This window comes from Secundilactobacillus similis DSM 23365 = JCM 2765 (assembly GCF_001311075.1).
GTDB classification, from domain to species: Bacteria; Bacillota; Bacilli; order Lactobacillales; family Lactobacillaceae; genus Secundilactobacillus; species Secundilactobacillus similis.
This window is the reverse complement of the sequence record NZ_BBAD01000008.1, coordinates 1-25,300: the sequence shown is the minus strand read 5'-3', so window position 1 is coordinate 25,300 and position 25,300 is coordinate 1. Positions and strand designations below refer to the sequence as shown.

Annotated in this window: 30 protein-coding genes, 1 tRNA gene and 3 pseudogenes; 13 read left to right on the top strand and 21 right to left on the bottom strand. The window is 41.9% G+C overall.

Annotated elements, in window-relative coordinates; genetic code table 11:
• Positions 1-367: 367 nt before the first annotated feature.
• Both JCM2765_RS02950 and JCM2765_RS02945 read right to left on the bottom strand, forming a co-directional pair.
• A complete protein-coding gene (locus JCM2765_RS02950; RefSeq protein WP_054733542.1) occupies positions 368-595 on the bottom strand; it encodes a YneF family protein in 228 nt (75 codons plus the stop codon).
• Positions 596-689: 94 nt separating this feature from the next.
• Complete coding sequence (locus JCM2765_RS02945; protein ID WP_054733538.1) at positions 690-935, bottom strand: DUF896 domain-containing protein; 246 nt, start codon at positions 933-935, stop codon at positions 690-692.
• A 140-nt stretch (positions 936-1,075) separates the two neighbouring features.
• On the opposite strand from JCM2765_RS02945, the gene JCM2765_RS18970 reads away from it, so the two are divergent.
• Both JCM2765_RS18970 and lexA read left to right on the top strand, forming a co-directional pair.
• A complete protein-coding gene (locus JCM2765_RS18970) occupies positions 1,076-1,276 on the top strand; it encodes a LexA family protein (protein ID WP_369404032.1) in 201 nt (66 codons plus the stop codon).
• Complete coding sequence (gene lexA / locus JCM2765_RS02940; protein WP_369404033.1) at positions 1,216-1,665, top strand: transcriptional repressor LexA; 450 nt, start codon at positions 1,216-1,218, stop codon at positions 1,663-1,665. The genes JCM2765_RS18970 and lexA overlap by 61 nt, the downstream gene beginning before the upstream one ends.
• Before the next feature lie 135 nt (positions 1,666-1,800).
• On the opposite strand, the gene JCM2765_RS02935 is transcribed toward lexA, so the two are convergent.
• The 3 genes from JCM2765_RS02935 to JCM2765_RS02925 all read right to left on the bottom strand — a co-directional run bounded on the left by JCM2765_RS02935 (position 1,801) and on the right by JCM2765_RS02925 (position 3,974).
• On the bottom strand, positions 1,801-2,031 hold the full coding sequence (locus tag JCM2765_RS02935; protein ID WP_054733536.1) for a helix-turn-helix domain-containing protein: 231 nt from the start codon (positions 2,029-2,031) through the stop codon (positions 1,801-1,803).
• Positions 2,032-2,049: 18 nt separating this feature from the next.
• Positions 2,050-2,622, bottom strand: a complete 573-nt coding sequence (locus JCM2765_RS02930) for a DUF2975 domain-containing protein (RefSeq protein WP_054733532.1) — start codon at positions 2,620-2,622, stop codon at positions 2,050-2,052.
• A 191-nt stretch (positions 2,623-2,813) separates the two neighbouring features.
• A complete protein-coding gene (locus tag JCM2765_RS02925) occupies positions 2,814-3,974 on the bottom strand; it encodes a hydroxymethylglutaryl-CoA synthase (protein WP_054733530.1) in 1,161 nt (386 codons plus the stop codon).
• A gap of 175 nt (positions 3,975-4,149) precedes the next feature.
• Between JCM2765_RS02925 and JCM2765_RS02920 the strand changes: the two genes are divergently transcribed.
• From JCM2765_RS02920 to JCM2765_RS17830, 3 genes are all read left to right on the top strand, one after another.
• Positions 4,150-4,359, top strand: a complete 210-nt coding sequence (locus JCM2765_RS02920) for a hypothetical protein (RefSeq protein WP_054733528.1) — start codon at positions 4,150-4,152, stop codon at positions 4,357-4,359.
• 98 nt (positions 4,360-4,457) lie between these two features.
• Complete coding sequence (locus tag JCM2765_RS02915; protein WP_054733525.1) at positions 4,458-4,724, top strand: HPr family phosphocarrier protein; 267 nt, start codon at positions 4,458-4,460, stop codon at positions 4,722-4,724.
• A 537-nt stretch (positions 4,725-5,261) separates the two neighbouring features.
• Positions 5,262-5,735 (top strand): GH25 family lysozyme, encoded by a 474-nt coding sequence (locus JCM2765_RS17830; protein WP_225351949.1) that lies wholly within the window; start codon positions 5,262-5,264, stop codon positions 5,733-5,735.
• Between the two features lie 18 nt (positions 5,736-5,753).
• On the opposite strand, the gene JCM2765_RS17825 is transcribed toward JCM2765_RS17830, so the two are convergent.
• Positions 5,754-5,900 (bottom strand): hypothetical protein, encoded by a 147-nt coding sequence (locus tag JCM2765_RS17825; RefSeq protein ID WP_225351945.1) that lies wholly within the window; start codon positions 5,898-5,900, stop codon positions 5,754-5,756.
• 120 nt (positions 5,901-6,020) lie between these two features.
• Between JCM2765_RS17825 and JCM2765_RS17820 the strand changes: the two genes are divergently transcribed.
• Positions 6,021-6,188: a hypothetical protein gene (locus tag JCM2765_RS17820; RefSeq protein ID WP_225351944.1), complete on the top strand. Its 168-nt coding sequence runs from the start codon at positions 6,021-6,023 to the stop codon at positions 6,186-6,188.
• Between the two features lie 517 nt (positions 6,189-6,705).
• Here the strand turns inward: JCM2765_RS17820 and JCM2765_RS02900 are convergent.
• Both JCM2765_RS02900 and JCM2765_RS02895 read right to left on the bottom strand, forming a co-directional pair.
• A complete protein-coding gene (locus JCM2765_RS02900; protein WP_054733519.1) occupies positions 6,706-7,149 on the bottom strand; it encodes a universal stress protein in 444 nt (147 codons plus the stop codon).
• Between the two features lie 84 nt (positions 7,150-7,233).
• Positions 7,234-7,641, bottom strand: a complete 408-nt coding sequence (locus JCM2765_RS02895; RefSeq protein ID WP_054733516.1) for a hypothetical protein — start codon at positions 7,639-7,641, stop codon at positions 7,234-7,236.
• A gap of 215 nt (positions 7,642-7,856) precedes the next feature.
• On the opposite strand from JCM2765_RS02895, the gene JCM2765_RS02890 reads away from it, so the two are divergent.
• Positions 7,857-8,414, top strand: coding sequence for a GNAT family N-acetyltransferase (locus tag JCM2765_RS02890; RefSeq protein WP_054733513.1), 558 nt, complete (start codon positions 7,857-7,859; stop codon positions 8,412-8,414).
• 662 nt (positions 8,415-9,076) lie between these two features.
• Here the strand turns inward: JCM2765_RS02890 and JCM2765_RS02885 are convergent.
• Positions 9,077-9,538: a TetR/AcrR family transcriptional regulator gene (locus JCM2765_RS02885; RefSeq protein WP_054733510.1), complete on the bottom strand. Its 462-nt coding sequence runs from the start codon at positions 9,536-9,538 to the stop codon at positions 9,077-9,079.
• A 74-nt stretch (positions 9,539-9,612) separates the two neighbouring features.
• Here JCM2765_RS02885 and JCM2765_RS02880 point away from each other — a divergent pair, with 74 nt between their 5' ends.
• Positions 9,613-10,386: a sulfite exporter TauE/SafE family protein gene (locus tag JCM2765_RS02880; RefSeq protein WP_225351943.1), complete on the top strand. Its 774-nt coding sequence runs from the start codon at positions 9,613-9,615 to the stop codon at positions 10,384-10,386.
• 273 nt (positions 10,387-10,659) lie between these two features.
• Here the strand turns inward: JCM2765_RS02880 and arsC are convergent, their stop codons facing one another.
• From arsC to JCM2765_RS02840, 7 genes and pseudogenes are all read right to left on the bottom strand, one after another.
• Complete coding sequence (gene arsC, locus JCM2765_RS02875) at positions 10,660-11,079, bottom strand: arsenate reductase (thioredoxin) (protein ID WP_054733508.1); 420 nt, start codon at positions 11,077-11,079, stop codon at positions 10,660-10,662.
• Between the two features lie 107 nt (positions 11,080-11,186).
• A complete protein-coding gene (locus JCM2765_RS02870) occupies positions 11,187-12,482 on the bottom strand; it encodes an arsenic transporter (RefSeq protein WP_054733505.1) in 1,296 nt (431 codons plus the stop codon).
• Between the two features lie 88 nt (positions 12,483-12,570).
• Positions 12,571-14,300, bottom strand: a pseudogene (gene arsA, locus JCM2765_RS02865) (arsenical pump-driving ATPase).
• An 80-nt stretch (positions 14,301-14,380) separates the two neighbouring features.
• On the bottom strand, positions 14,381-14,740 hold the full coding sequence (gene arsD, locus JCM2765_RS02860; protein WP_054733501.1) for an arsenite efflux transporter metallochaperone ArsD: 360 nt from the start codon (positions 14,738-14,740) through the stop codon (positions 14,381-14,383).
• Positions 14,727-15,080 carry an ArsR/SmtB family transcription factor gene (locus JCM2765_RS02855; RefSeq protein ID WP_054733498.1) on the bottom strand — a complete coding sequence of 118 codons (354 nt, stop codon included), beginning with the start codon at positions 15,078-15,080 and terminating at the stop codon, positions 14,727-14,729. The genes arsD and JCM2765_RS02855 overlap by 14 nt, the downstream gene beginning before the upstream one ends.
• 600 nt (positions 15,081-15,680) lie before the next feature.
• On the bottom strand, positions 15,681-16,814 hold the full coding sequence (locus JCM2765_RS02845) for a replication initiation factor domain-containing protein (RefSeq protein ID WP_225351942.1): 1,134 nt from the start codon (positions 16,812-16,814) through the stop codon (positions 15,681-15,683).
• Between the two features lie 172 nt (positions 16,815-16,986).
• On the bottom strand, positions 16,987-17,199 hold the full coding sequence (locus JCM2765_RS02840; RefSeq protein WP_420852574.1) for a DNA-binding protein: 213 nt from the start codon (positions 17,197-17,199) through the stop codon (positions 16,987-16,989).
• A gap of 281 nt (positions 17,200-17,480) precedes the next feature.
• Here JCM2765_RS02840 and JCM2765_RS02835 point away from each other — a divergent pair, with 281 nt between their 5' ends.
• The 3 genes from JCM2765_RS02835 to JCM2765_RS17810 are packed head-to-tail and all read left to right on the top strand — an operon-like array spanning position 17,481 to position 19,213.
• Positions 17,481-17,996 carry a helix-turn-helix transcriptional regulator gene (locus tag JCM2765_RS02835; RefSeq protein WP_054733491.1) on the top strand — a complete coding sequence of 172 codons (516 nt, stop codon included), beginning with the start codon at positions 17,481-17,483 and terminating at the stop codon, positions 17,994-17,996.
• 57 nt (positions 17,997-18,053) lie between these two features.
• The gene (locus tag JCM2765_RS17815) at positions 18,054-18,707 is read left to right on the top strand and encodes an N-terminal phage integrase SAM-like domain-containing protein (protein WP_225351941.1); all 654 of its coding nucleotides are present in this window, start codon (positions 18,054-18,056) and stop codon (positions 18,705-18,707) included.
• Positions 18,686-19,213, top strand: a complete 528-nt coding sequence (locus tag JCM2765_RS17810) for a site-specific integrase (protein WP_263849306.1) — start codon at positions 18,686-18,688, stop codon at positions 19,211-19,213. The genes JCM2765_RS17815 and JCM2765_RS17810 overlap by 22 nt, the downstream gene beginning before the upstream one ends.
• A gap of 99 nt (positions 19,214-19,312) precedes the next feature.
• On the opposite strand, the gene JCM2765_RS02825 is transcribed toward JCM2765_RS17810, so the two are convergent.
• From JCM2765_RS02825 to rnz, 5 genes and pseudogenes are all read right to left on the bottom strand, one after another.
• Positions 19,313-19,400: transfer RNA gene (locus JCM2765_RS02825), tRNA-Ser, on the bottom strand.
• A 308-nt stretch (positions 19,401-19,708) separates the two neighbouring features.
• On the bottom strand, positions 19,709-20,227 hold the full coding sequence (locus tag JCM2765_RS02820; protein WP_054733489.1) for an adenine phosphoribosyltransferase: 519 nt from the start codon (positions 20,225-20,227) through the stop codon (positions 19,709-19,711).
• A 14-nt stretch (positions 20,228-20,241) separates the two neighbouring features.
• Positions 20,242-22,570, bottom strand: a pseudogene (gene recJ, locus JCM2765_RS02815) (single-stranded-DNA-specific exonuclease RecJ).
• Positions 22,567-22,902, bottom strand: a complete 336-nt coding sequence (locus JCM2765_RS02810; RefSeq protein WP_054733485.1) for a LapA family protein — start codon at positions 22,900-22,902, stop codon at positions 22,567-22,569. Before JCM2765_RS02810 ends, recJ begins: the two are co-directional and overlap by 4 nt.
• A gap of 19 nt (positions 22,903-22,921) precedes the next feature.
• Positions 22,922-23,859: pseudogene (gene rnz / locus JCM2765_RS02805) on the bottom strand (ribonuclease Z).
• Between the two features lie 343 nt (positions 23,860-24,202).
• Here rnz and JCM2765_RS02800 point away from each other — a divergent pair.
• Together JCM2765_RS02800 and JCM2765_RS02795 are read left to right on the top strand one after the other, a co-directional pair.
• Positions 24,203-24,472, top strand: coding sequence for a hypothetical protein (locus tag JCM2765_RS02800; protein ID WP_054733481.1), 270 nt, complete (start codon positions 24,203-24,205; stop codon positions 24,470-24,472).
• Between the two features lie 30 nt (positions 24,473-24,502).
• Positions 24,503-25,246 (top strand): hypothetical protein, encoded by a 744-nt coding sequence (locus JCM2765_RS02795; protein ID WP_054733477.1) that lies wholly within the window; start codon positions 24,503-24,505, stop codon positions 25,244-25,246.
• Positions 25,247-25,300: the final 54 nt, after the last annotated feature.

The following is a 25,300-nucleotide window of genomic DNA, read 5'->3' as shown; positions in this document are numbered from 1 at the left end:
TGTCCCTCCCTTGCCATCGTGGCTTTTAACCGTTCAAAAACACAGAAACGTTACAATATTAACACAATTGGTGAAGATGTCTAATAAAAGGTGTTGGGTAGCTTTGAAGTGATCTAGTTCTGCTGAAATAGCGTTCAATATATAAACGACTTCCCATTCAGCATCATTTCATGCTCGTTGCTGTCCTCGAGCCTAAACGAGTTCCGAAGGGCAGAGAGCTGCATGTAAGGGGGCTTCAGTAAAACCGCCCAGGCCCAAGGCGCTTTTACTGAAGCCCCCTTACACACTGCTCTCTAACCGCCCTTTTCCACTCTCTGCACAAAAAGAGACCCCCGATTACTCGAGCGTCTCTCGCACCGCACACCGACTATTTTTTGTCTGGTGTTTGTTGCCGCATACTGTTCATCATCTGATGAAGCTTCTTTTCAGATGGGCGTTGTCCCATCTGCATCATCATCAGGCGTAATTGATCTTCGTTAATTGGTGGGTTTTCACGAATGTACTTTTCCATGTACCGACGGGCACCAAAAAAGCCCAGCGCTAAACCGGCCAGCAACGCAACAATCACGATTAAGATCCAAATTGGTGTTGACAAGCGGATGTGCCTCCTTTTTTCTAACTTCCATTAAACAATATTACACAATTCCACGGTAAATGAAAAGGTAATCTGACGGAATCATTCAAAAAGACTAATCACGCAAGCCCTTTTTCCGTTGAACATCTTGAACCTTTTTAGGGGTAATTTCTTTCCCTGCTTTGTCGAACACCTGAACCATTTCAATTTGACTGCGGAAACTCTCCCGGAATTTCTCCAAATAACGGTGGCGTAAATCCTTACGTTCAATCTCTTCTAATTCAGACAAGCCTTCAGCCTTAGCTTTATGGGCCAGTTCGTTAATTCGTTTAATTAATTTTTGCATTTCAGCATCTGCCATTTTTATCACTCCTCATTTGCAAATCACATTCTAGCAGATTACACCCAAAAGAACAACGAATCAACCCGAACAGGTGTTTGAAATTTTAAGCAACCTATGCTATGATGGGGCTATAAATCAACCATCGTCGAGGTGAATCCATGACAAAAGCATCAGATTCAAAACAACTTGCGATTTTGCAATATATCTATGACCAGACTCAGGCTCATGGCTATCCGCCAACCGTTCGGGAAATCGGCGAAGCGTTGGTCTTAGTTCTACCTCAACCGTTCACGGCCATATTGCGCGATTGGCAAAAAAAGGGTACCTCATCAAGGACCCCACTAAGCCTCGCGCACTAGAGGTCACACCACTTGGTACTGAAACGTTGGGCATCGTTACAACGCCAACTAAGATTCCGGTTTTAGGGACGGTTACCGCCGGCGAACCTATTTTAGCGGTTCAAGAAGCCGTTGACTACTTCCCCGTTCCCGATGGTTTAGTTGAAGAAGCTAACGAGCTGTTCATGCTGACCATCCGTGGTGAAAGTATGATCAATGCCGGCATTTTGACTGGTGACAAGGTCATCGTTAAAAAGCAGCACACTGCTGAGAACGGTGAAATCGTTATTGCCATGACCGAAGATAATGAAGCGACTTGCAAACGGTTCTATAAGGAAGATCATTACTACCGGCTACAACCGGAAAATGACACCATGGCGCCCATTATCTTGAATCAAGTTACCATTTAGGTAAGGTGATTGGTCTTTATCGGGATGATATCGCTTAAAAAGTCGTGACTCGCGACTTTTTTATTGCTTTCAAAAGCCCCACAAACGTCATCAACAACGTTTGTGGGGCTCTTTGGCACATAAACAAAGCAACGGTTAATCACCCTGATCCGTAGTAGCTGGCTCATCCGCAACGTACCGGATCAAGTCACCCGGTTGACAATCAAGGACTTCACAAATTTTCGCTAACGTACTAAACCGAATGGCTTTTGCTTTGCCATTCTTTAAAATCGAAATATTGGCGGGCGTAATCCCGACTAATTTGGCAAGTCGGCCCGTCGTCATATTCCGTTTGGCCATCATTACATTCAATTCAACTTGTATCATCGCCCGATCACTTTCCTTCTAGATGGTCAATTCTGATTCTTCTTTCAGCGCCACTGCTCGTTGATAAATATAATAAACTAAGCCGATAATAACAAGCATGACCAAATCCTGCAACGGATCATTCCAATCAACCGGATACGTACTATTGACTCGATAAAGGTCCGTTTTAATCAACTGGTTAGCTGTTGCAACAAAACCATCACTAAACACCGCAATGATTTGGGCAATCACGATTCGTTTCAGTTGTTTCACATTGTCGCTAACAAAATACTGTTTTTTAACAAGGTTCCCCAATAGCTGAAGACCTGCCCAAACCATCATCAATCCAGCAATAACACTCAACACTGATCCAGCTGCCATTAACACGCCATATACGCCGCTTGGAAAATTAGCGATTGCGCTGCTTGAAACGTGTGTATGATGCAAAACCACTAAATATTCACTATCTGTTACAATACTTTTCGCAACGTTACTGCCAAAGCCATCGATCAAAAACCCAATTGGCACCACCAAACCCAAAACTAAGCCAAAAAGCGCCAAATACATCAAAAACGATAACACATTAACCCCAAACTTTAACATTTTCGGCATAATCCCCTACGCCTCCTCTTTTAATAGCCTAACTATATCATATCGTTTTTCGATAATCAATTGCTGAATATCGATATTATTTATTTGTTTTACAATAAATCAGCTCCGATTAATACAAATTAAAAAAGTCCGAAATCGCCTAACTAAGCGATAACGAACTTTATTTTCAGATTCATTTGCTAAAACGGCAACTAGCCACGATCCACATACTGACGCTGGTCATGCTTAATTCCAGTCAGTACAAATCGCGACGTATCACGACTTGTATCTAACAAAATATCGTGGGCCGGCAATGTTTCGGCAAAAATTTGTTCATATTCTGCGACACTCAACCGCTGGCGTTGCGTTAACGCGGTCTCGATTCGTGCCTTGGACGCCACATCGGGCAACGCCTGTGTCAGCGTGCCGCTGAAGAATTCACCCTCGGCACCGGAACCATAGCTGAATAAGCCAATTCGGTCGCCGGCCTGTAAGTCGCTATTATCAAAAAGTGACCGCAGACTTAAATAGAGCGACCCCGTATACAGATTACCAACTTTCCGGTTATACACCCGACTCGCTTCGAATTGCGTTAATAACTCAGTTTGTTGCGCTTCATCGGCTTGCGGTAACACCGCCCGCAACGCCTTCAACCCCATTTTAGTAAATGGTAAGTGAAAGGTCAGTGCTTTGAAGTCCGCAATCGTTCGTTGACTCTGTTGACAATAGTCTGCGAACACGGCTTTGAAGAAGTCGATGTAGATATTTTCGGAGTAGCGACCATCCACCAGCGCTTCTGTTCGGTATAACGGCCGCCAGAAATCCATGATATCTTCAGACCGAAAACTGGTGACATCGTCTAAGGCTAATAGGCGTGGTTCAGCGCTCACCAACATAGCAACCGCACCACCACCCTGAGTCACTTCACCAGGGGTTTTGATGCCGTAACGCGCGATATCGGCACCAATCACTAAAACTTGTTTTTCTGGATGGAGCGTGACATAATCTTTAGCCATCTGGAGCCCTGCCGTTGCCCCGTAGCAGGCTTGTTTGAGTTCGATTGCGCGTAACTGATCCGGTAACCCCAGCAATCGTTTCAGGTAAATCGCAGCCGATTTAGAATGGTCGATCCCGGACTCAGTCCCAAACAGGATCATCGCAATTTGGTCGCGATTGCTGTCATCAATAATTTGGCTAGCAGCCTCCGCTGCCATGGTCACCACGTCCTGAGTGATCGGAACAACTGCCTGTTGGCTTTGCCCGATGCCAATCAGATACTTATTCGGATCTTCATCACGGGCGTGAGCTAGATCCGTTAAATCTACGTACATTGCTGGCGATGAAAAGGCCAGCCGATCAATACCAATTTTCATCAGTTATCCCTCATTTAGCTATAAAGTCATGGGTCTATTATAAGCTATTTCACCTCACTTTGGCGAGATGGTTGCCTTTTGCAAACGCAATAACTGCCAGAAGTCAGTTTGAACCCCACAACTGGTTTGAAAAATGCTATGATGAACGTAATCATCACCTAAGGAGCTGGTGCTAGTGTCACCCATTTTTTTAAGTAGCTTAAGTATCCCGCTCGCGTCACTGATCATTTTGGCCGGATTTATCCTGACCGGTGTTTCGGAGACTCAAAACGGGATTATCGCTCGGCGCAGCATGATTACAATCGGCCTCTTGCTGACCTTGATTGGCAGCATCTGGCTTGGAATTGCGATTGAATCCAGTACAATTGCCCCACTAATTCACTAATGGGCGTATAATAGAATTATCGTAGGTTTACTAATCATTTGGCACATGCATTGAAACTGCCTAATGGCTGAGAAAATGAGAATGATGAGGTGTTCATTGTGAAAAGTACGACTGTTAAAGTAGTGTCTCCAAACGGATTTACGGGTGATACCGTTAACCAATTGACCAACGAATTATCGAAGTTTAAAACCAAAATCATGTTGAAGTATCAGGGCACGACGACCATTGCCAATAGCAGTTTGGGTGTGATGAGTCTCGGCGTTCCCGCTGATGCGACTGTTCAAATTAGCGTTGACGGCACACCAGACGACTTGCAAACGGTTGTCGATGCCCTCGTTGCTGGTAAGTTTGTTACGACATTGTAAACTCATTTGACCATTGAAGCCAACGCTATCTTGTCATAGTGTTGGCTTTTTTGTGTCGGTGATGCCGTTCCCCCCCCGACTTTGATTTGCAAGACGCGAACCCATCATTCCAAATCGTAAACTTTTCTTAAGATTGTAATATACACAATCTTGATAAATCAGCTTTTCATCGTCATCAAATTGTGATGTTTTCGTCACATTTGTCAGCGCATCGTTACACTGCCGTAACCACGACTGTGTTACACTTACACCAGTATTTTGATGTTGAAATGACCCGCCTAGTCTCAACTGGTCATTTCGTTTATCCATTAACTATGATTATTGGGGAGCAGATCATGATGAAAATTTCAAAGCCCTTATTATTAGGCGCCCTTACCGTTGGGGCCGTTTTTTTAAGCACCAGCAATGGCGCACAAGCTTCGTTAACACCTTCAAGTAGTCAACCAAGACTGATATGGTTGATCTATCTAGTTGGCAAGCCAACCTGAGTAGTAGCGATTATCAAACGATGGCGGATGCTGGCGTCAAAGCGTCGCAATTAAAGCCTCCGAAGGTACAACGTACACCAACGGCATTCTTGCGAAACAAGTTCAGTACGCTCAAAATGCTGGTCTCGCCGTCAACTATTACCATTTCGCACGGTTCACAACGACCGCTGAAGCGCAAGCCGAAGCCCAAACCTTTATCAAGGCTGTTCAATCTGTCACTGATGCCAAAAACATGGTGATGGTGGTCGACTTTGAGGCCAGCAACTTTCAAAATCTATCCAAAGCAACCAACAACCAAAACTTGGCCGCTTTCGATGAAACGTTAGCTGCGGCTGGTTACCAAAAGACTGACCTCTACACGATGGCCAGTTGGATTGGTCGTTACATCGATACCAACGCTTCTAATAAAGGATGGCTGGCACAATGGCCATCTAATCCAAGTGGCGATGCTATCCAAGTGCCAATGCGTGGCAATGGGCCAGTGACTACCGGTTCTCCGGCGAATCACAGGATCTTGATGTGAGCAACTGAACAACGATTTTTACTTAAACGGTGCTAGCACAGCAACATCAACGCCATCTTCAAATGCCTCAACCCCATCAACGAGTTCGCAGGCGAGTGGCAGTGATGCGGGCTCGACCGAAACCCCAACGACAACAATCGTTAAGGTACCTACAACGACGTCCACTTATTCTAAGGCGCGTTCAGATTCAGTTAAACTGATCTGGCGTGCTAAAATGGGCCGTCACGCTACCACACCACTTCGGGTGCTCGGTACTCAAAGCACCTTGGTACGCGTTACGCGTCAATGAGCAATTTACCAAACACCACGTGGTACACCAACTATCACGAGAAACTTTACAATAAGAAAAAGGGAACGTCTGCCATCTATTACCACATTGTGAGTGGCAATGGCAAACATGCCGGTTGGATCTGGCGCGGCTACTTACACGCAGGCGTGAACCCGAACGCTTAAGCTTAGCATCACTAATCATTTAGCTTAAATACAGCCAACTTTCAAGAAAGTTGGCTGTTTTTTAAATCATCTGATTGACAAATTAGCATTCAAAATAATCACACCTTAATCAACAATCAATGCTGGGAAATCGAACCATTATCGATTTAGCACATCGTTCATCATTAAATCATTTTAACCGTATCCTATCACTTTTTGCATTATACAAAATTAACCGATTTTTACCAAATAATCTTCAACAACTCCAATTCGGCGTATACTAACCGTAAGGAGGTCCTCACTATGACCGAAAAATCATCTGAACCTTATCAACCAACGTTTAAGAAAATCAAACGCGGCATCCAAGGATCATGTCCTCAGTGTCACCGACCCATGACCATTTATTACGGGATGAATCACTGCCCATCTTGCGGCAACTTTTTTAAATCAAACTTCATCGTTAAATAATCAATAACCTGAAAAAACCGCCACGCTATTGACTACTCAGCGTGGCGGTTACTTCATTTATGAACTTACATTATTGATCAGTGGGATCCTCACTATCAACAACGAGAACCCGTTCTTTAGCATTACGCACGACGTAAGCCGTTGTGGAACCAAGTAATAACCGGTTAATGGCATCCGCCCCCGATTTACCCATCACGATCAACTCAATATCGTGTTCATTGGCATACTTAACGATTTCGTGTTTAGGGCTACCCGATTCTACCACGGTCGTTGCGATGACCCCTGCAGCTTCCACCTGCCGTTTACTCTCTTCTAAGACCTGTTGCGCTTGTTTCGTTAATTCGCCCGATAAATCGTACGGGATACTCCCAGAGGCAACAATAACGCGTCCTTGGTCAACGACGGCCATTAAGGTCAACGTTGAGCCAAAGTACCGGCTGATTTGAATGGCTTCTTGCAGTGCAGATTGCGCGTTATCACTGCCGTCTAATGGCACCAAAATTTGCTGATACATGCGGTGTGCTCCTTTCTCTCGTTAGCGACTTCTACTTAATTTATAGTATGCCGTAAATTGAAATTGGGAGCAACCAATATGCCTTTAAACAAAGTGTGGCGTATTAGACGAGGAAATGCCACCGGTTAGCGTGACCTGATGGCTACCATGTGAGACGCGTAATGAATACTTGCCTGGTCGTAACTGGTATGACTGCACCGTATGACCGTTCGTCACAACGCCGCGTTTAACCAGTTGCCCTGACCGATAGATACCGTAATGGAAATGATACCGACTCGGCTGCATATCTGCTTGATATGCCGTTAACACCACGTGTAGCTTTCGATGATGGCGAACCGTGACACGTCGAGTCGTTTGCGTCGCATTCTGAGATGATTGCAAACTGGAAGTTAATCTGGTTGCTGCTTGACTTGAGACTGCTCGTTCACTTGTCAGAGACCCCAATAACACCCATCCGACTACCAGTAATTGAATCATCCGCATTAATTTCACGCTCGCATCCCCCTTTTACAAATTATGCCTAGTGTACAGGACGCGAATTAACAACGTGTAACAATCAGGTCACAATTCATCACTATTTAGTAACAAAATATTTCAGTGATCTCTAATGTTTCTACTGTTTTTCACGATTTCGTCACTTTCTGCTGGTAATTACGCAGTGAGTACGATAACCTAGTGAAGTGAATTTTTTAAAGGAGTTGAATTTTTTGAAATTACAACAAGCAACCCACGCTGATTTAGATACCATTATTGATATTTTAAGCGATGGCAGTAACCAACTCGCCGAATCCGGTGTTGATCAATGGCAAGGCGATTATCCATCTCGAGATCAAATCAACTATGACATTGACCATGGCTTCGCCTACCTCGCAAACTCTGATGATGCCGAGACTGTTGGCGCCCTCGCCGTCGTTAACGCTCCCGATCCTTCCTACGATACAATGACAGGTACTTGGTTATTAGATTCGAATGCCTACATTGTCATTCACCGAGTGGCGATCCACTCTAACCACGCCGGTAACGGTTACGCAACCCAACTGTTTGAAGCCGTTATCCACCACGTTATTGACGAACACCCCGAGATTCAAAGCATCCGCATCGATACTCACGCCGACAACAAACCCATGCAGCACTTGATTGCCAAAATGGGCTTCACTAAGGTTGGTGAGATTCACGGTGTTTACCACCCTGCTGATGTGAGTTACGTTTACGAAATGTTGCCACATGCTGGTCAACATACACATTCACATCCACAAGCAAGTTAATCCAATTGATAGCAACAACAGGCCACCTCAAATCGAGGTGGCCTGTTTTGTATCTCGCAGTCGCCCCAATTAAATATACAGCGGCACTCTCAGCAATTGCTTATTTTTGGAAGTTAAAATTTATAAATTATTTTTATTATCGTTAATAAACTAACTTATATAATTAGATATAGCTTGGTACATTTTCAATATTGTGATTAATTGAGCTTTCAAGTTTTATGAACTATAACTCTGCAACAATTTGATTGCATTTGTAACACGCTGGTAATACGGCATTTAGTTGATTTTTCAAACAAATAAAAAAGAGCTTATCCCCCGATTGAGATAATCCCCTTAAGTAGTTGTGAAATGTTACACTTTGAAAGGAAGTGTATGCTGTATTCTATATCGCCTAACAAATTTTGTAAAGCGCTTTCAGAGAAGTTTTTTGATTTGTTCGATAAATTTATACATTTATGCGACTATTTTGTGCTTTCCCTCAATTAGACATAATTAGAGCGGTCCAATTTCCAAATTGGGATAACTCTAGTTAAAATCATAACCGTTGAGCTGAGACTATGCTTCTCCTAAGAATAAAGCCGTTATTTCCTCGACCAGCTTTTTTTGATCATTTAATCGTACTTGGCGTTGATAGGCGTAGGCGTCACTTTTCAGCATCGCTATCAGCATATCTGCCGGAATTGGCAACGCTGCAGCGTTAACTGGGGTAAATTCTCGTGTAACACCTGAACGAACACCGCAACAACGTCCTGATAACTATCACTTGAGTAAAAGTAACTCTCACTAGCCGTTTCACTACCGGCATCCACATTCTTCAACAAGTCTTGATTATGCTCACGAAAATGCAGATAACTTTCTAAAACAAACTGAAACTGTACTTTCGGTGCCGATGAATTATTATCTAAGTACTGACGACTATCTGCCACAAAGGTCGTCAAATCATCATAGACCAGCGCCATACACAGCATTGATTTATTTGCGTAGTGCCGATATAAGGTTCCCGCACCAATCCCTAACGTTTTAGCAATCTGGTTCATGCTAACCGCAGCAACCCCCTGTTCGGCGAATAATTGCTTCGCGCAGTTAATAATTTCTTGTTGATTTTCTTGGGCATCTTTTCGCATTATTTTTTCCTCTCAGTTGACAAACGGACACTTCTCCGTTTATTATACACGAGTATCACTTAGGAGGCGCTCATTTGATTAATATTTTACTAGGGTTATTAATTGGTATCTTTGTCAGTTTGATTGGCGGCGGTGGCGCATCGTTATACCTCGGCGTTTTAAGCGGACAATTACCCACCGGTGTTGCAGTTTCAACTTCGTTATTCGTCGCCTTACCTGCCCTATTTTTTGGCACGCTCACTCAAATTCACATCCGAAATGTGCACTTTAAAATTGGTAATCAGCTGATTATTGCAGCTATTCCAAGCATCATCGTTGGCACTTTTTTAGGGAAGTATATTCCAGAAAAAAGCTATACGATCGTTATCGGCGTGCTATTAACCGTCATGGGAATCATTGTATTACGAAAAAACCTGATCCCTAAACGGCAACTCAGCAAACCAGTTCACCAACGCCCAGGCCTTGCCTATTCACTAGGAATTCTCAGTGGTTTGATGGTTGGCTTAGGCGGCCTCAGTGGCGGGGCAACAACCGTTGCCGGGCTTTCCATGATGGGGCTGACGACTTTTGAAGCTGCTGGTACCACGACCTACGTCCTTTGTGCGATGGCCTTGGTGGGTTTTATTAGCCATCTATTAGCCATTAGCATTGCTTGGTCGGCTGGCATCACGTTAATGATTGGTGCAATTGCCGGCTCCATTATCACCCCACTTGTTCTCACAAGAATCAGTCTACGAAAGTTGGATCAGCTTAGGCATTTTCCTTGGCGTTGTCATTATTTACTTTGGTGTCAAAATGTTGCTGACTCTATAATTTCGTTTTTACAACAGCATACAAAAAGTCCTTAGTGATTATTTAAAAATAACCATTAAGGACTTCCATCATCTACTTTTAAGGAGAGTACAGGCTAAATCAATTACTACTATAAGGTGTCATATGATTTAATTAGTATTCATTCGAGTGCTTTATAGTTGTATTATGTGTCATGATTTAATAAAACATTTCTGATTTCAAGATCAATTTCAAGAGTGCTTGGGGTGCATTTCAAAAATAAAGCGACTTACCAAAATATTTGGTGAGTCGTTTTTTATGAATAGTCTGCCAACAAGATCAAAGTATAGTTACTTATTGTTGATCCTCTGATTTAAATCCAAGACACGTTGTTCAATCTCGTCTCTAACTTGACGAAAAACATCAAGAATTTCTTGATCAGATCCTTGAGCTTGGGCAGGATCTTGTAAAGGCCAATGCTCTTTTTTTACACTTGGCGGAGTAACTGGACAACGATCACGTGCATCGCCACATAGTGTAATGACCAAATCACTGGAATTTAAATAGCTTGAATTAATCAACTTTGATTGATTGTGCGAGATATCGATATTTTTCTCAGCCATCACTTTAACTGCATTTGGATTTAGTCCATGAGTTTCGATTCCAGCACTAGCAACACGCCAATTTGGACCTAGGATTTTTTTCGCAAATCCTTCTGCCATTTGACTACGGCATGAATTCCCAGTACAAAGAAAATATATTTGTGGCATATTTAATTCCTCCATTACTCAAGATCTTAAGAATGAAATTAGATTAGTAAGAACAGAATAACACTGTCCAGTTCTAACTGACTAATTGTAATTATCTATCCGATTCGTTACCCAAATAAACCTAGCGATAGCCAAAGTCCACATAAGGTTACAAAGAGGACAGGAATTGTAATTGTAATACCGATTTTAAAGTATGTTCCCCAGGCAATTTTAACATTCTTCTGTGCCAAGACGTGTAACCACACGAGCGTTGCTAAAGAACCAATTGGTGTAATCTTTGGACCCAAGTCAGACCCAATTACATTGGCATAAACTAAAGTTTGGTGCATCAATCCTGATACATCTGCCGCTTTGATTGATAAGGCATTAATCATAACAGTTGGCATATTGTTCATTGCAGAGGAAAGAAATGCTGCTAGATAACCCATTCCCATTGTTGCGGCAAAACGACTACCAGTTGCCAACTTGCCAATTATTCCAGCAAGCAATGAGGTTAAACCAACGTTCTGAAGACCATATACTACAACGTACATACCAATTGAGAAGAAAACAATATTCCATGGTGCGCCTTTGATAACCGCTTTAGTATCAATTTGTGAGCTTTTACGAGCTACTAATAGGAATATTACGGCGATTGAAAGTGCGATAAATGATACAGGGATATTTAAAAAGCCACTACTGAAATAACCGAGTAATAGTGCTGCCAATACAAACCATGAGAATTTAAATAATCGTTGATCTTTAATTGCCGTGCTTGGTTTAGCAACTTGTGAGATATCGTAATGCTTGGGCAATGCTTTACGGAAATAAAGATATAAAATAACGATACTTGCGATCAGCGAGAATAAATCAGGTAACCACATTCTTAAGGCATATTCAGAGAATGTAATGCCGAAGAAATCTGCTGAAACAATATTAACCAAATTACTTACGACTAAAGGCAATGAGGTTGCATCTGCGATAAAACCACTAGCAATGATAAAAGGAAAAACTCGTTTCTCATCAAAGTGTAGTGCCCGAACCATTGCAAGAACAATCGGTGTTAAAATGAGCGCGGCACCATCATTAGCAAATAAAGCTGCCACAATTGCGCCAAGAACCGCAATAAGAACAAACATCCGAATGCCATTACCTTTTGCAAGCCGAGCCATATGCAACGCTGCCCATTCAAAAAAGCCAATTTGATCAAGAATTAAAGAGATTAAGATGATTGCGACAAATGATAGTGTTGCATTCCAAACAATGCCGGTTACTGTGCCAACATCTTTAAATGTTACGACTCTAAATACCAATGCTAAGACCGCACCGCCAATGGCAGTCCAGCCGATTGATAATCCTTTTGGTTGCCAAATAACGAAGACCAAGGTCAATAAAAAAATAAATATTGCAAAAAAGACTTGCATAGCTCCTCCAAACTATCAAAAATCAAGGCATTTCTGCCTTGATTAAAGAATAACCACATATATTTTGATATTTAATACTTTTAGCTTATTAAATTGTTAGTAATACCTTTTCAAAATCAGGCTGCCATTGTTCAACCGCAAAATGATTATTTGAAAGTTTTTTTACTTTTTCAATCCATTCAACTTCATTCTGTGCTCTGGCTTGTAAACAAGGTTGGTAGTATTGGTTGCAAGCATACTCTGGTTAACCAACCACCATGTGTGTGCCATCTGTGCCCGATCAAGATCATCATTTAGGCGCATTGATTCATAAACGGGGGTCGTTTCTGGCAAGGTTACCATCACAATTTCGGTTTGGCTTGGATCTTGTAACCGAGGTAATAAATCAATGATTGCTTGTGGAACTTCACCAGAAGTTCGCTGTACTTCTTGAGCGTAGCTTTGTGTAGAATCAAGTAATAACAGTGTATGACCAGTTGGAGCGGTATCAATTACGACCACATCACTATCATCTTGAGCAACAATATTGGCAAAGGCACGAAACACTGCAATTTCTTGAGTGCATGGTGAACGTAAATCTTCAGCAATATAATCAACATCATCAGATTTCATGGTTTTCTGTGCACTTGCTAAAACTTCATCCTGATAATCCTTTAAAACTTGTTGTTCATCAATATGACTGACCGTAATATCAGGGTCATCAGTCTCAAAAAGATTTAAGTGATCTGCTGGATCTGTAGTAGCCAAATGAACAGTCTTATGTTGGGCTACTAATTTTTTGGCGATTTGAACAGCAACTGTTGTTTTACCAACGCCACCTTTGCCCATGGTGAAGATGATTTTTTTATTAGATTTTACTAGATCATTAACGATGACATCTAAATTAGGATAGTCGTTTTTGATACTTGGCTGAGGAGTTAATTTTGGTTGTTCAGATTGTAGGACTAAACGTAATTTATCCAGACCAGTAACATTATAAGCGCGTAAAGGCACTTCAAACTGGGCAAGTTCTTTCAATGAAGCCGGCATTTGTGCAAGGTCATTTTGTTGCTGTGTAAAGATTGTCTGTGATGGTAAATCAGTCGGATCTTTTAATGTGCCATTAATAATGAGTTGTTGGTTCTTAATGCCAATAGCGGCAAGTTCTTGTGCAGCGCGATCTGCTTCTAATAAGGATGCTTTCTGTGGGCGGGTCACTAACATTAATGTCGTCAATTCGGGATCATTTAAGGTAACGACGGCTTTCTCATACATTGCCTTTTTGTCATCCATTCCGGCAAGTTGTCCGAGACAAGAAGCGCCACGATCATTTTCATCTAAATAATTATTCCAAGCTGATGGCAGTTGAAGCATTCTCAAAGCATGTCCAGTTGGAGCAGTATCAAAAATAATATAATCAAATTTTTGATCAAACTCTGGATCAGTTAAAAAATTAGCAAATTCATTAAATGAAGCAATTTCAACTGTACATGAACCAGAAAGTTGTTCGGCCATATTGTTGATGGCAGTTTCTGGTAAGATTCCGCGATAAGGTCCAATGACACTTTCACGATATTCGGCGGCAGCAGTTACGGGGTCAAAGTTCGCAACAAACAATCCGGGAACATTCGCAATCTCTTTAGGTTTATTGGTTAACTCTGTATCAAATACATCTTGCAAATTACTGGCTGGATCGGTAGAAGCCAACATTACTCGTTTACCAGAATCAGCTAGATTAATTGCTGTCGCACTAGCAGTTGTTGTTTTACCAACACCGCCTTTTCCTGTAAAGAATAAATAATGAGTTAATTTTGTTGATTGAGGTTGATAAGTTTGCATATTATTTTCTCCTTAGATAGATAGTCATCTATATATAGTACAAAAGAAACGGCTGTGCCATCTCTTACATCAAGTAGGAATTAGCAGCAGCCACTACCGCCACAACAACTATTCTTTTGTTCAGCAGGAACGAAAACCAAGCCAGTGTATTCGGATAGTTCATCGATTGTTGGATATGTGCCAGTTTTAACGATTTCGCCGTCAACGACTGTAATAGGTAGTACTGAGTCAGCATCATCTTTAATAGCCGACAAAATTTCAGGTCGTCCACTAAAAATATCGGGGTTATTACTCAAATTGTAACGATTTGCTTCAACGTTCGTAACACCTTGCATTGCTTCGAATGCTGATGTGATTGTCAATAAGTCCTGATTAACGCTGGGACCGCAAACACCTGTTGAACAACACATTGCTGGTTCAAATAATTCAATTTTTTTCATTTGTAATGGCAACCTTTCCTGAAGAACAATTTGGACAATCAGCATCCGAATGACAAATACAGTGTTCATCACTAGTTAATAGCAGATCGGTGTCTTTTTTAAAAGACGTTATAAAGTCGTCGTTAAGGGTATAATGTTGCCACTTACCGTCCTTGCGTGCTGATACGATACCAGCATTTTGTAATACTTTCATGTGATGAGATAAAGTTGGTTGTGAGAAGTTGAAATGCTCTAAAATATCACATGCACATAAAGACCCACAAGAAAGTAAATCTATGATTTTTAACCGATTAGGATCAGCCATTGCCTTTAGTATTTGTACGTAATTTTGATAGTCCATTGTATACTCCTTTATAAATATAGATGCGCATCTATGTTTATAATATAGACCATCATCTATGTAAGCGTCAAGCATATTTTTAAAAAAATAAAACCAGCAGGAGATCAACTCTATGATTAAGTACTGCTGGTTTCAAATTGAATCTGAAATGTTCTATTTTGTAGTCGTTAGAAGTTCAATCGCATCGGCTTTGTAATACATTGGATTAGCAGCCATTGATGGTTGTAAATCGGTAAACTTACATTTGACTCGATCTTGCTTCATAATTTCTTCGTTTGTAATTGGACAATTTAGATCATTAACAGTAATTTGAGTTGATTTTTTTCGGAATCGACCATCAAGAATAGTTACTGAATACTTATAACCAACAATAAGATCAGTGTTAAATTTTCTAGGACGACCGTCTTGTGCCAGAATGGGTTTCCCTTGACTATCAAGCGTTCTTCAGTTTCAAATTTTGGTGTAACTTCGTCGAGTTCAAATGTTGAGCCAATATTTGAAAAATCAAAATCACGTAAATTAAGCATTTTAGCCATTTTATTTTCCTCTGCTTTCTAATTTGTTATACTATATCTATAAATTAGTTTTTGATTAGGTCGTTCACTTATACGGAGTGGACGGCTTTTTTGTTCTCTGATGAATCAATGGTATTAAGTCCATTCGCTTTTCTTTCGTCACAAAATCAATTAATTTATTAGCTAAATCTTGATTCCAACAATAATCATCGCGTTGTCCTAATAGCGGCGGTGGCAACTCAATAGCATTGTTAGCTAAGATTTCAATTCCATTATTTGATAAGAAAAAAAGAGCTTGAGTAACAGCATACGGTCCTTGAACCTCAAACCAATGGAGTGTATCTTCAAAAATTGATTTTTCATAACGTCGATGAACATTGGGAATATAGCTTGGTTTTAAATAATCGCTCCACCAGCGACTAATTACCCGATAAGTGGTATCACTATAAAAATTAAGTTCTGTACTAACAAAGCCTCGAATTAAATTTGTTAGTGTTTCTTTTTTAGTAAGATAGGCAATCGTTATAAAAAGGTCATTCGCAGTATCTTTTCGTGTTTCAGCTTCTAGTCTTATTTGTGGGGCCTGTTTCAACATCACTTCACGCTCAACACCGCTTAAACCCATAGCTAGTTCTTTGCCTTTTTCGTAAATACGAAACATACATTCAGAACCACGTGCTCCGATTACTTGTGTTTTTGAGCGGGTTCTTTTATCAAACTCACTATCATAAACTGTATTTGTACGCCCTTTGGATAAGAATTGTTTACGACTGACTTTGCCAATGATTAGATCAATATCGAAGAATGTTTTTTCATTGTAATCATCAAGTGCTAGGTCAAGTCGTTTGACATCAAAGCTTATTGAGGAAGAACTCGCTAAGTCAATGATACGCAATGCTAATTCTTGGAAAACATTCCGTTGGGAATTCTCGGCAAGATTAGCCCATTCATACATCGTACAGGCCTGACCACTCATCACTAATGTTCCTCGTTCAAGCTGTTTACTTTGATTTTCGTAAGTATAGTAGCGAATGGGTCCGCAAGTATACATAACGTCATAATCCTCATGCTTTAAAGTAGCATCTTCCACAGTCACACAGTCTAAACTAATCTGAAGAAGGTCAGTATAAACTGTTGTCCAAGCTAACCCCTGAATCACAATTTGAAACCAATCAACTTTTCCTAAAACATTATTTGAGATGGGTTTTGGTTGTATCAATAGATCACCTCCTAAAATTGCAAATTTTTACAAAATACCTACTGCTTGATAGATCAGTCATTGAAAGAGGTATTTCATGTTTTTGCCACTAATATTTGTATTGTTTTAGGGTGCTATTAGTAAGGCACCCGTTATGCCCTTTAGGCGTCACTTATGCCGCTGGCAGTGACGCCTAAGGGCTACTTTTGCTTTGATAGGTTAATAACCAATCATGGACAGCTTTTTTGCTGTAAAAGACCATGCCGCTTTCAAGCCTAATCTCTGGGCAACCATGTGCTACCCATTCTTTAAGCGTGTTAACACTGATACCAAAATGACTTGCACAATATTTTTGTTTCACAACATCGTTGCTATTTCCTGCGCTGTCAACAGCTTCTTTAATCATCAAAAATACACGTTCATTGGTTTCAGCTTGCCAACGAGCCATTGTTTCCTCCATGATACCCACAATATCACCTCCTAAATAGTTTACTATGAGAACTAATAGTTACATTTTGTAAACTATAATGATCTCAGCTATAGTATATCATCAATAAAATTGTTGTCAATTAATATCTTTATGTATTATTTGACTGCTTATAGTATTACAAAAGTTGACTTTCAGTAATACATCAATTATGATGATGTCATAGGATGATGCCTAATACTAAGTTGAGGTGAAATAGTATGATTGAAAACTTTGGATCGAACATTGCACGTTTGCGTAAGGAATTTAATATGTCACAAACTGAATTGGCCGAAAAAATTGGTGTACAAAAACAGAGCATTTCAAATATTGAGCGTGGGACACGATATCCAACATTTGAAACGCTTGAGAAATTTGCTAATGTTTTTCACGCAACACCAATGCAATTATTTGGTACACCAAAAGAGGTAGCACTAGCAGATACTCCCGCAATATTGGATCGAATTGATGCATACGATGAGAGAATTAGAACACTGTTTGAACTATCAAAAATTATGGATTCGTACCCAGTCGAAGAAATTAGTAAGGTAGCAAGCGAAGCACAATATATTGCAAACTTCTTTACGCCACATCCTAGTGTGGACGAAGACGGTGTTCCTAACGTTGATGCTAGTGGCAAGGTCGTCATGGAACCAGCACTATTTGACCGTTTACCACTTGATAAAATAACGGAAGCCGCTGAAAAAATCGATTATATAAACAAAAATGGTAAATAGTTTCAACAGCTGTATTAATTTTTCCTATGCACCCCAACAACATAGGAGGAAAGATAAATGGCAACAATTAAGCAATATTCTAAAAAGGACGGTACCAAACGTTGGATGTTCAAAACTTATTTAGGCATCAATTCAGTTACTGGTAAACAAGACACGGCTATGCGACGTAACTTTGCCACTAGGCGTGAGGCAAAAGCAGCAATGGAACGTGTTAAAGTGCAATATCAGAATGGAGAACTTGCTTGCCAACAACAGAGTAATGGTGATCTCTTTCAAGAAGTTTTTGACTTATGGAAAGAGAATTACGAATATACTGTTAAAGAAAGTACCTTTGTAAAAACAGTCGAACAGTTTAAAGTTCACGTATTACCAGAATTTGGGCATAAATCAATGAGCAGTATTACGGTTGCAGATGTTCAGAAATTTATTAATCGTAAGGCAAAAACATATGTAAAGTTTCGTGACTTAAAAATAGATATTGCGCGTATTTTTGAATATGCCATTACTTTAGGTATTGTTGATTCTAACCCAGCAGAAAAAATTAGTATTCCTCGTAAGGTCGAAAAAATAGATAAAGTTGAACGCAAAAACTATTATTCGCGAGATGAATTAAAAGAATTTTTAAAGCTGTGTTATGAGCAGCAACCATTTCATATTTTTATGTTTTTTCAACTTTTGTCGGCTTCGGGTTGTCGCGCGGTGAAATTTTAGCACTTGAATGGTGCAATGTTGACTTTGAAAATCAATGCATTCATATCAAACAGAATTTGGCTCGTGGTAAAGACAGACGACTCTACCTTGATTATCCGAAGACAAGACATTCAAAGCGGACAATCAGCCTTGATTTAGAAACAATGAAATATCTGGATCAATGGCGATCATTACAACGACAAGAAATGTTGAAATTAGGTTTTAATACATTGAGTAACAAAAATCAACTTGTCTTTGCCAACCAAAATAATAGTTTCATTCAACTATCAAAGCCGCGAACTTGGATGTTGCAAAATGTTAAAAAAAATAATCTACGTGAAATAACTGTTCATGGTTTTAGACACACACATGCAACATTACTACTAGAGGCTGGCGTTGCGCCAAAAGTTATTTCCGAGCGTTTGGGTCATGCCTCAATTCAAATTACACTAGACCTTTATTCACACGTGACTGAGAAGATGGAAACGGAAGTACCAAACGTGTTTGCAAAGGTCATGCGTGAATAATATCAAGAGCAATTTCAAGATCAGTCAATAAAAAAGAACGCCTAATCGTTCAAAACCCATTCAGGTCAACGATTAGAGCGTTCTTAATATTGAATATAGAGGAGAGTACAGGATTTGAACCTGCGCGCCGGTATTAGCCGGTTCGCCGGATTTCGAGTCCGGTGCATTACCACTCTGCCAACTCTCCATAACAATAGATAATTATACCAAAACTATGCAAAATTACAAGTAGTATTACTGAAAACCTTCATCAAATCAATACCGTAATGGTCATATAAACGTTAAAAAAACAAATTATCAATTATCAATCTGAGTACTTAACTCCAGCTCAATTAATTATTTCAGGCCGATTATCTAGCTTACCTCCAAGCAAAATTTCAGCTCGACCGTCTCATGTATCGATGCGTCAAAATATAAAGGAACTACCTCTTAGATTCGGTTTCGACTCTGTGAGGTAGTTCCTTTATATTTTAGGCTCTAATTAAATTCGGTCGTTTAATATTCCATCAAACTAAAAATATCGTACCCTTTAATCTTGTCGCGCCCGTTCAAGTCCTTCAATTCAATCATGAAGGCCGTTCCGACAACGACACCGCCAAGGGCTTCGACTAACTTAATGGTTGCGCTAATAGTCCCACCGGTTGCTAACAGGTCATCCGTTACCAACACGCGTTGGCCTGGCTTAATCGCATCCTTATGCAGGTATAGTGCTGATTCACCATATTCTAGCTCGTAAGTTGCTTTAACCGTTTCACGAGGCAACTTACCCTCTTTACGAGCAGGCGCAAACCCAACGCCTAATTCATAGGCTACTGGACAGCCCACGATAAACCCACGCGCTTCTGGTCCAACGATCATTTCAACGTCCTTGCTACGGGCATAGTCCACCAGCAAATCTGTTGCGTAACGATAGGCCTCACCATTTGCCATCAATGGGGAAATATCCCGGAACATCACGCCGGGTTCTGGATAATTCGGCACGGTTGCAATGTAGTCTCTTAAATCAAGTGTCATTATTAGTAGCTCCTTTATTCATCCTCGAGGTAACTCGAGATCAACTGTTTCAAATCCGCTGTTTCACTATACAGCAATTGTTTCTCAGTTTCAATTTGAGTTTGTCGCTGTTCGTAACTTGGTGCGCTCTCAATCGCATGATGGCAGGTGACGCAACGGGATTCATCACCCCGTGTTCAATGGTCACAAACTGTAACTCTGTAAAAATCTGCAGCATGAGGACCAATTGTGGTGTTTTTAGCCGCAAATACGTGGCGAGTTCACCCAATCGATGCGCCACATCGACGTTTTGGTGCGTTTGCACGAACTTAAACAGTTTAGCATACTCTGCTCGATCTGGCATCCCTAACAGGTAGTGACTTTCTTTCAGATAGAAGTACACCACGATTTGATCTGCCGAAATCGCAGTCAGCGCAGTCTGTAAATCCGTTAACGTTGCGGGACAATCAACCAAGTATAACGTTGTGGCATGTTGCTTCGTTAACCGCTCCGCATCGCTTAACAACCAGCTCGTTGCCGTTGGTGGCAACTGGGGTTGAAGTTGCTTATACAGCCGTTCATTGAAGAAAACATACGTCCCCTCTGAATCAGCAAACATCGATCGTCTGAGGGATTGCGTCCGCTGATCTTCAACTACGATGCCCGAAATGGCAATATCTTTGACCATTAATTGAAGCGATGTTCGGCCCTGCCAAACGTTAACGTCGATTTGACAACCAGTTGGACCTGATCCGCAGCGCTCTGCAGTGTCGGTGCCAGCGCTCCCTGTCCAAAATCAATGGCGTTTAACGTTTGACCAGCATCCGCTAATTGAAACTTCAGGTGTTTACCATCCGCCCCGATTGCCTTGACGTTTTGGACTTGTTCAGGTTTAAAGGCAAATAACGGTACCGGATTATCCGTCCCAAATGGTGCCAATTGGCGCAGTTGTTCGTAAAGCGGCATCGTCACTTGACCGGCTGTTAATTGCGTTGCAATCGGTAACTGAACCTTCGGCTGATCCGTTAAGTGTTGATCTTGGGCTGCTTGATCAAAGGCCGCCTGCAATTCTGTCAGTTGGTCCGCTTTAGCGGTCATCCCAACCGCAGCCGCATGCCCACCGAAGTTCACCAACAGGTCACGGTGTGCATCAAAGGCTTCAAATAAGTTAAAGCCCTCAACGCTTCGACCAGACCCCTTCGCTGTGCCATGGTCAGTTTTAACATCCAGTACAACAGTTGGTTTACCCGTAGCTTCAACCACCTTGCTGGCAACGATTCCTAAAACCCCTTCGTGCCAACCCGTTCCGGTAATAATCAACGCAGGGTGGTCACGATGCTGTTCATCTTGAGCCTGTGCTAACGCAACATCACTAATATCGGCAACTAATTTTTGGCGATACTTGTTTTGCTTTTCGGTCAATTCAGCCAATTGTTCAGCCCGTTGGTCATCTCCGGTCGTCAAAAGTTCAACTGCCGGCGCCGCGTCATCTAAGCGGCCTAACGCGTTCAAGCGCGGGGCAATGCCAAAGCCAATCGATTGTTCATCCAATTGTTCTGGATCGATGCCGGCTCCTTTGATTAGGGAAATCAAGCCGAAACGGTCCGTTTGTTTCAGCATCTGAAGACCAGCAGTCACCAAGACCCGATTTTCGTCAACTAACGGGACTAAATCGGCAACTGTTCCAATTGCCGCTAAATCCAACAATTCTTGTGGCACTTCTTCCAAAATTGCACCAGCAACCTTAAACGCCACCCCAGCACCTGAGAGGCCACCGAACGCATAATCACCTTCCGGATGACGCGGATGGATCACCGCATAGGCGTCAGGCAACGTTTCTGGCAACTCATGGTGATCGGTGACGACCACATCCACACCAAGCTCATTCGCTCGTTGAATGGCATCATGGCCGGAAACGCCATTATCACAAGTCACGATCAGTTTTGTACCAGCCTTGATCAACCGTTCAAATGCGTCTACGTTAGGCCCATAACCGTCCAAAAACCGGTTGGGAATAAAGTAGTTAACATCGGCACCAATTTGGTTCAATGTATCATACAAAATCGCCGTACTCGTGACACCATCGGCATCGTAATCACCATAGATCGTAATTTGATCACCAGCAATGATGGCCTCTTGAATTCGGTCGATTCCTTTTTGCATATCATGCATACTGAAGGGATCATGGAGTTGTGATAAGTCCGGTTTTAAAAACTGCGTGATGGTTTCCGCCGTGTCGTATCCTCGATTAACCAGAATTTGGGTAACCATCGGATCAAGCGATAATTCAGACGCTAACGTTTTCGCTGCTTCACCGGGTTCATCAACCCGTTTGATTTGCCAATCATAATGTGCGCTAATCACGGTTGGGCCTCCTTATCATCGCTGTCAACGGGTGTTACTTCGGCGTCAATTGGTGTGAGTTGTTGCTTCAACCGAGCATTTTCGGCCTGCAGACTTGCTAATTCAGCGGCCTGCTTCTTCGCATCGCGCTTAGCTTGAACCGACGTTAACGTTGCAAATAAGAACATCAACAGGGCACCAAGAAACACTGCGACTAAAAGAATCAACACCAATGGCCAAGTCACGACTGTAAACCCAAAGTGAATCGGGACAGCCGTTGTGTTCATCACTGAAAAAATTGCAATCAAAATCACCAGTAAGATACCGATGATCACACTTCCTTGCCGTTTCAATCGAACCCCTCCTCCAGGATTATTCCCGTTCTTTATCAAACGGAATATCGATCAAATCAAAATCTTTCACAACCTTGGTGTTTTCGAACACCGTTTGGGCTTGTAATTCTAAATCATGCGCCAATTTTCCATTATATCGAGCGGAAATATGGTTTAACAGCAACCGCCCGACACCTGAATCTTTGGCAATGTGAGCCGCTTGTAAATTAGTAGAATGGTAGTAGTTTCGCGCTAAAGTTGATTCATCCCGTGCAAAAGTACTTTCATGAACCAACACGTCGGCATGGTTAGCTAACTTGTAGCTGTTCGCTGTTTTCCGGGTATCGCCTAAAATTGTGACGGTCCGACCCTTTTGTGCGTGACCAATGTAGTCTTTGCCGTTAACCGTCCGACCGTCTGGTAAAGTCACCGTCTTGCCGGCCTTAAGTTGCCCGTAGAGTGGTCCAGATGGAATATTATCCGCCCGTAATTGATCCACCATCAGTTCGCCTTGATGGTCATGTTCAACCACCCGGTAGCCAAAACATTCGATTTTATGATCGAGGTGCTCCGCATAGACCGTAAACTTGTCATCGTGATAGATTTCACCGCCATCACTTAATTCAACGAATTCAATAAAGTAGGATAGCTTGGTTTCGGAAACCTTCAAACTCGTTAACACAAAGTTACGAATGCCCTTGGGACCATAAATGGTCAATTTACCGCTACCACCCTGATTTGAACGGCTACTCAGCAAGCCTGGTAAGCCAAAAATATGGTCACCGTGTAAGTGGGTAATGAAAATTTTATCGATTTTACGTGGTTTGATCGTTGTTCTTAAAATTTGGTGTTGCGTGCCTTCACCGGCATCAAATAGCCAGATTGAATTGCGCTCCTCAAGCAGCTTCAAAGCCAGGCTACTAACGTTTCTAAACTTCCTGGTGACCCAGCACCAGTTCCTAAAAATTCAATTTGCATGTTCGTCGTCCTTTTCTAAATCAAGGGCCCTCGTGACCCTTGATTGCGCTGATGATGCTTCAAAAACCGTCAATGCTAACCTTAATATTGTAGCATAATATCACCGAATCATGATGGTGAGCTTTCGGCAATCTAACTAACTGTTGATCAAAAAAACAAGCAAAAACCATCATACCAGTAATTTAGAACCGGAACAATAGTCATTGCCTTGCTGTCTCATTATCTTCTGTTTGTCACGGCTTTCAATCAAGCTGGGGGTTACCTTCACACTTTTCAATTTGGTAGGCGCCTCACTTAATCTGCGGTATAATTTAACTAGCTTTTAGTTAAAGGAGGCTTCACCATGCAGCTGGGTGAATTATTGACCCTTTTAGCACCACTTGACCCCCAACTTCAATTTGGCATGGAAGCCAAGCCGCCAACGCCGATCACGGCCGTTATTCCAACCGATTCACGGCTTATTTTAGCTGTTGAAATCGACGGCACCCCGTTAACAATCAACCAGTTTCGAACGCTCGTTACTGAAGCTGATGCTCAACTCACGGTGCAAACTGCGCAACACGACCGGTTATTTGGATTTCGCCAGTCCCAGCGTTGGTTACTCTTTAAGTAATTCGTAACATTATCTTTTAGGAGGTCTACCATGAAACGTCCAAAAACAGCCCTAGTCAGTCTTTTGCTTATCGGGGTTATCCTGACCGGTTGTGGTTCTTCAACCGGCTCTAAGTCCTCAAAATCAGCCAATTCAACGGCAACTAGTTCTTCAAGTACAACTTCACGTAAAACGCCGGAAAGTGCTGCCAACCAGCAAGCCACCATGAAACCATACAGTGTCCCCAAAACTGATCGTCAAAGTCAGCAATATCAAAAGTCCGGCGTTCTATCGCTTCCAGGCGAATTTTCGTACGACCGCGTTGGCACCAAGCTCCAACTCGTCCAAAAACACACCTACAAACAGCAGACGTCAACCACCGGCCTCCGCTACCGGGTTACAACAATTAAGACGATTAAAAATACCGCCAAAACAGCCGCCGCAAAATCAATGGCTGCTCAGGCCTTTAATATTCAACAGATTCCGAATCCTTACCGCACCGTCCAATTGACCTTTAACGTCACCAATTCACGTGGTCAAACCGTTAAAATCGATGGGATCAAGCAAATCACCATCAACAACAAGGGCACCGTCACCAGCGCCAGTGGCCTAAGTGATGCTAGTGCGGGTCAAAGTATTGGTGCTCACCAAACTAAGACTTTTACCGCCATGGTATTGGCTGGTCCAGCGGATTATCGAGTTACTCGACTGAACGTTGCATTTTCTGGTAGTTACTCGACTAGCGGCGATGCTTTATCTAAGGCGCCCGGTACATTAACGCTGTCATTACAATAAAAACTATACCGAAAAACAAGTTATCGTTCTGGGTAACTTGTTTTTTATTGTCGC